7 protein-coding genes and 2 pseudogenes are annotated in these 5,114 nt (G+C 63.5%); 5 read left to right on the top strand and 4 right to left on the bottom strand.

The genetic code is table 11. The features are described from left to right. Positions 1-238: 238 nt before the first annotated feature. The gene (locus ACYP5B_RS13725) at positions 239-469 is read right to left on the bottom strand and encodes a hypothetical protein (protein ID WP_400102573.1); all 231 of its coding nucleotides are present in this window, start codon (positions 467-469) and stop codon (positions 239-241) included. Positions 470-501: 32 nt separating this feature from the next. Between ACYP5B_RS13725 and ACYP5B_RS13720 the strand changes: the two are divergent. Both ACYP5B_RS13720 and ACYP5B_RS13715 read left to right on the top strand, forming a co-directional pair. Next, positions 502-1,582, top strand: a pseudogene (locus tag ACYP5B_RS13720) (phage Gp37/Gp68 family protein). Positions 1,583-1,679: 97 nt separating this feature from the next. Then, positions 1,680-2,047, top strand: a pseudogene (locus ACYP5B_RS13715) (zinc-finger-containing protein). Between the two features lie 62 nt (positions 2,048-2,109). Here the strand turns inward: ACYP5B_RS13715 and ACYP5B_RS13710 are convergent. Beyond that, positions 2,110-2,373, bottom strand: a complete 264-nt coding sequence (locus ACYP5B_RS13710) for a hypothetical protein (RefSeq protein ID WP_400102572.1) — start codon at positions 2,371-2,373, stop codon at positions 2,110-2,112. A gap of 555 nt (positions 2,374-2,928) precedes the next feature. Between ACYP5B_RS13710 and ACYP5B_RS13705 the strand changes: the two genes are divergently transcribed. Further along, positions 2,929-3,498 carry an ASCH domain-containing protein gene (locus ACYP5B_RS13705; protein WP_459570023.1) on the top strand — a complete coding sequence of 190 codons (570 nt, stop codon included), beginning with the start codon at positions 2,929-2,931 and terminating at the stop codon, positions 3,496-3,498. On the opposite strand, the gene ACYP5B_RS13700 is transcribed toward ACYP5B_RS13705, so the two are convergent. Continuing rightward, positions 3,489-3,692, bottom strand: a complete 204-nt coding sequence (locus tag ACYP5B_RS13700) for a hypothetical protein (protein WP_267601649.1) — start codon at positions 3,690-3,692, stop codon at positions 3,489-3,491. The genes ACYP5B_RS13705 and ACYP5B_RS13700 overlap by 10 nt on opposite strands. A 32-nt stretch (positions 3,693-3,724) precedes the next feature. Here ACYP5B_RS13700 and ACYP5B_RS13695 point away from each other — a divergent pair, with 32 nt between their 5' ends. Both ACYP5B_RS13695 and ACYP5B_RS13690 read left to right on the top strand, forming a co-directional pair. After that, positions 3,725-4,246: a DUF1643 domain-containing protein gene (locus ACYP5B_RS13695; protein ID WP_459570021.1), complete on the top strand. Its 522-nt coding sequence runs from the start codon at positions 3,725-3,727 to the stop codon at positions 4,244-4,246. 53 nt (positions 4,247-4,299) lie between these two features. After that, positions 4,300-4,509 (top strand): DUF4224 domain-containing protein, encoded by a 210-nt coding sequence (locus tag ACYP5B_RS13690; protein ID WP_459570019.1) that lies wholly within the window; start codon positions 4,300-4,302, stop codon positions 4,507-4,509. A 346-nt stretch (positions 4,510-4,855) separates the two neighbouring features. Here the strand turns inward: ACYP5B_RS13690 and ACYP5B_RS13685 are convergent, their stop codons facing one another. Beyond that, the gene (locus ACYP5B_RS13685; RefSeq protein WP_459570026.1) at positions 4,856-5,074 is read right to left on the bottom strand and encodes an H-NS family nucleoid-associated regulatory protein; all 219 of its coding nucleotides are present in this window, start codon (positions 5,072-5,074) and stop codon (positions 4,856-4,858) included. Positions 5,075-5,114: the final 40 nt, after the last annotated feature.

The following is a 5,114-nucleotide window of genomic DNA, read 5'->3' as shown; positions in this document are numbered from 1 at the left end:
CGGCTGTGTATCGGATTTCGACTACATACCCCCATTTCTGGCCAGGCGGCGGCCTGGCGCCTGGGATGCCAACAATCCAGAAGGTCATGACATGGACGTACATCCCACGATATTCCTCGGATACCCATGCCATGCGCTCGCCCAAGGCCGTCTCCCTGGTTGGTTTCGCAGAATTCTAGTGAATGATGGGGACGGGGTGAGTAGAAAGCCGGATGTGGATCGCGGTATGTGCCTTTTCCTAGACGCCCAGAATAACGTCCACCGCAGCTCTGCCCGCCACTTCCGCGACCAGATGCGCCCAGCGACGGGAGAACGGGCCGCCATGGACCTTGATTCGCTTGCCGAATGCTGCGGCGCCCGGCGGCTTCATCGGACCTTCGATCTGGAACCAGACATCGAACATGTCCTCGGAGGTGCTAACCAGATCAGCGTTGATCGCGAACCCACGGTATTCGGTAAGGCGATTCATGACTATCTCCAAAGGCTGACAAGGATCGTAGCATGAGCGAGAGCACCAAAATCGAGTGGACCGACGCCACGTTCAACCCCTGGATTGGCTGCACCAAGGTATCGCCGGCGTGCGACCACTGCTATGCCGAGGTGTCGACGCCGGCGCGCGCGCTCCGCGTGACCTGGGGCGCCAAGGAAGACCGCCACCGCACGTCAGCCGCGCCGCTTCGCTGGAACGCGCAGCACGCCGAGTTCTTCGCCACGCACGGCCGCCGCCGGCGCGTCTTCTGCGCCAGTCTGGCCGACGTGTTCGATAACGCGGTGGACCCGGCGTGGCGCGTCGACCTCCTGCAGTTGATCGCGGACACGCCAAATCTCGACTGGCTGCTGACGAAGCGGATCGGCAACGCACGCGATGCTGGACGAAGCCCTCGGCGAGTTGTCGCATGGCCTCACCGAATGGGCAGATGTGCCCTGGCCCAACGTCTGGCTCGGCGCCACCATCTGTAACCAGGCCGAGGCCGACCGCGACATACCGAAGCTGCTGGAGGTGCCGGCGCGCGTGCGGTTCCTCAGTATGGAGCCGCTGCTCGGGCCGGTGGATCTGCGCTTCCCCACGAATCTATGGGGCGGTGACCGCTGCAATCACTGCTGTAACGGCGACCGATGCAATGACCGCTCCCACTACGAGCGCGCACGCTGCCCGTTTTGTCGCGGCACGGGCCAGCAGAAGTTCCTCGACTGGGTGATCGTCGGCGGCGAGAGCGGCGAGAGCGGCGAGAGCGGCGAGAGCGGCGAGAGCGGCGAGAGCGGCGAGAGCGGCGCGAGCGCGCGGCCGATGCATCCAGACTGGGCCCGGAGACTGCGCGACCAGTGCGCGGCGGCCGGCGTGCCGTTCCTCTTCAAGCAATGGGGTGAGTGGGTTCCACGCGGGCCCGAGAGCCTGGACTACCTGATCGACGAACGCGCGGGGATCGCGCGCGTGCGCATCAACACCGCCGGCGAGAACGACGCCTTCCTAAACTCTGTCAACGGGCACACGCCGACGTGGCTGCAAATGTCCGGAAAGAAGCGCGCCGGCCGCCTGCTCGACGGCGTGCAACACGACGAATTTCCCGGGAGCGCGGCGTGAACGGTCCCAAGACCCCCTGGAACCCGTCCCGCCCGCCATCGCGCGCGTCAAGAACCCATTACCGGCACCGACGCACTGCCATTTCTGTGCCTCGCCGGTGGCGATCGTCAGTAACGCGGAGATCTATGGCCGCGAGTACGGCGAATGGCCGTGGGCCTACCGCTGCACGGGCAAGAACTGCAACGCCTACGTGGCATGCACCCGTTCACGAACATCCCCCTGGGCACTCTGGCGGATGCGCCGACGCGGCAAGCAAGGACGCGCGCGAAGGCGGTGTTCAACCCGATCTGGCAGAGCCAGCGCATGTCGCGCTCGGAGGCCTACAGCTGGCTGGCCGGGCAGCTCGGCATCGCCAACGTCGAGGAATGCCACATTGGATGGTTTGACGTGCAGACCTGCCAGCGCGTGGTGGTCGTGTGCCAGCAACTCGCCAAGGAAGCGAAGCGGATGGGGGTGACAGCATGACCCACGCAGCCTCATTTAACCAACAGCGGCCAGCAGCAGACACCCAAGACGGGCGTCTCAAATTAGGGCCTCCCAAAGGCACCTGCTTGAAGCTCCGTTTCGAATGCCACAGTCCAGGCCGTTCCAGGCCCGGCATCGTACAAGCTCAACTTTCCATTGATCAATCTCAGAACCCTAACTTCTCTATGTATTGCCGCGGGGCCGACAGGATAAGCATCCTCATCAGTAATTTCGAAATCCAGCGGGATAAACCCAAATCGAGCGCATGCCGCCTTCACGTCCTCTTGCTCGTCTGCGGGGAATTCATGGAAGAGGTGAACGGTCATGATAGTCTCCAAGCGCTTCGAGGAATCCTAGCATGACCAAAGAACGCCCCAACCTCTTCAGTGGCGCGATGGTGCGCGCCAACGCGCCGGAGATGGCAAGCTGGTCGGCGAAGGAAGTCAAGCGGATCGAGGTGGCCGGATGACTTCAAGCGCCTATTGCATCATCCCACATCGGCCACGTGTCAATGCGCCATGCCTCTTTGACGGCGTACCTCTTAAATGCTCTGCCTTCGTCGTATCCGACCATGCCTTGCAGTATGACTCGTCTGAGAGCACGCCGAGCAGCTTCCCTCTCCGGGGTCGCCAATTTCCAGTATGCGTTGAGGGCCTCATCGGAGAAGTAGATCGACACACTCCTAGAGTACTGCGTCAGATTGGCGGGTTGGTTCTTGAGGGGCCATCCGAAGAAGAAATTACGGCTGGATTCCGCGATACGCGTCCATACAGCGCCATCGGGAAATACGGACACGAGGACATCCGCAAGTTCAGCGAGACATCGGCTCCGGCGTTCGTCAATTGCCATATCGCTCTCCCATCGTTTCGGAGGATCGTAGCATGACAATAGTACGCCCCATCCTCTTCAGCGGCGCCATGGTGCGCGCCATCCTCGACGGTCGGAAGACGCAGACGCGGCGGGTGGTAAAGGAGCGCCATCTCGTCGCAGCCCCGCCGGCGTCGTTCTTTCAGTACCTGCGCGAAGCCTGTCCCTTCGGCAAGCCTGGCGACCGGCTGTGGGTGAGCGAAACCTGGGCGCAGCCCGCTGCGCTCGATCCGGGCCCGACCGTCTACCGCGCGGACTACCCCGCCTGCGTGCCGGCTGGGTACGAGAACGTGCCGCCGGTCGAGGCCGTCACTTGGAAGCCGAGCATCCATATGCCGCGCGCGCTGTCGCGGATACAGCTGGAGGTGACTGGCGTGCGCGTTGAGCGACTGAACGACTGCGGCGAGGCCGACGCCATCGCCGAAGGCCTAATCCGCTTTGGTGACGGCTGGCGAGGTGCACCGGATCTGCCCTGGTTCGCGTCGCCGGTTGCGGCCTACGCAAGCCTGTGGGACAACATCAACGACGCCGACGCTTGGCAGACCAATCCGTGGGTATGGGTGTTTCGGAGGGTTCAGCCGTGATCATCAACCCACGCTTTCGCCCAAACGATCCCGGCTACCGCAGCACGCTCAAACGAGGGGTAGTACCCCAAGGGATCCGAGCCTTCCACAAGGCGACCATCCTTTTCAACTGCACCGGATGCCTCAAAGGATCCATCGCCAAGCTGCTTTGCAAAGCCGCGGACGGTGTAGCCCTGGTAGCTCTCGATTGTCATGACGGACTCCGATTGGGACGGGAGATCGTAGCATGAAGCACCTGACCACCCAGACCCTCAACGGCGAAGCCGGCGCCATCCTCTCCGACGGCGAGCAGTACCGCTACCGCCTGTGGCGCGAGTGGGATCGCAGCCAGCCGGCCCTGGGCTTCATCATGCTCAACCCATCCACCGCTGACCACCAGGTCAACGACCCGACGATCACGCGCTGCCTGCAGCGTGCGCTGGCCGGCCGCTATGGCCGCCTGGAGGTGGTGAACCTGTTCCCGCTGCGATCCACCGATCCGGACGGCCTGCTGACTCACTCGGCGCCGCTCGGCAATGAGCGCAAGACCGATGGCGCAATCATGGACGCGCTCGACCGCTGCTCGCTGGTGATCTGCGCCTGGGGCGCACACAGGGCGGCGCCAGCGCGCGCTGCAGAGGTGCTGCGCATCATCCGGATGTGCGGCCGCGGTTGCCTGCTCCATCACCTCGGGCTGAATCAGGACGGCAGCCCCAAGCACCCGCTGTATATCGCGGCCAAGGTTCGGCCGCAGCCTTACACGATATGAACGAAGCAGCACAACGTATTATTGAGACAACCCGGCAAGACTGGGAGAGACGGATGGAATCCGTGACCCTGAGCAAAGAAGAGATCATCGAAGCCACCGGCTACCGGCGCGCTGCCGAGCAACTGGAGGCCCTGCGCAAGGCCGGTATCGGCCGACCGCCGACCGGATGGCAGCGTGCGCGTCTGGCGTCATCATATTGCGGGTGGCGTCAGCCAGCCGCAGCCCAAGCAGCGTCGCCGTCCGCCCGAACTGGCGTCGGATAGGAAGGCAGCATGATCGGGCGCCGGAAGAAAGCCTCGCCGCTGCCCTCGCACGCCTATGAGAAGCACGGCTCCTGGTGGTTCGTGGATGTGAAACGCAAGTGGCACAAGCTATGCCGTGTCGAGAAAGGCCTGACAAGCTCTACACGGAGCTGGCGCGGTTCAGCCGGGAGGCGGACGCAAAGCCGACCAACACCATGACGACTGGCTGGTCGAGAGGCTGACACGCTATGCGCTGGGCACGCGCGAGGAATACCGGCGCATGGCGACCTTCCTGAAGACTGAGTTCGACCGCGAGTGGACTACCAAAGCGCGGCTGGGCCAACTCGCATGATCCGCTTAATCCGTGCTACCGCCTTACCCGGAAATGTTCCACCGTCTGCCCGGCATGGATCGCTCGCTGCAGCCAGTCCGGCATGGCGCCGCGGCCGTCCCAGCCCTGCCCCTGCGCGTTGCGGTAACGCACCGTCCCAGAGGATGGGTTCGGCTGCGTCGCAGCAAAACAGCCGGCGGTGGATAGCGTCAAGCAGGATGTCCGGTTTACCGACAAACATCTTGGCCGGCGCATTGACTCATCAGAACTGCAACCCGTGCTGACCTGTTGCCTC

Source organism: Cupriavidus sp. 8B, assembly GCF_054589115.1.
The sequence above is the reverse complement of the archived record's forward strand: the minus strand, read 5'-3'. Positions and strand labels throughout refer to the sequence as shown.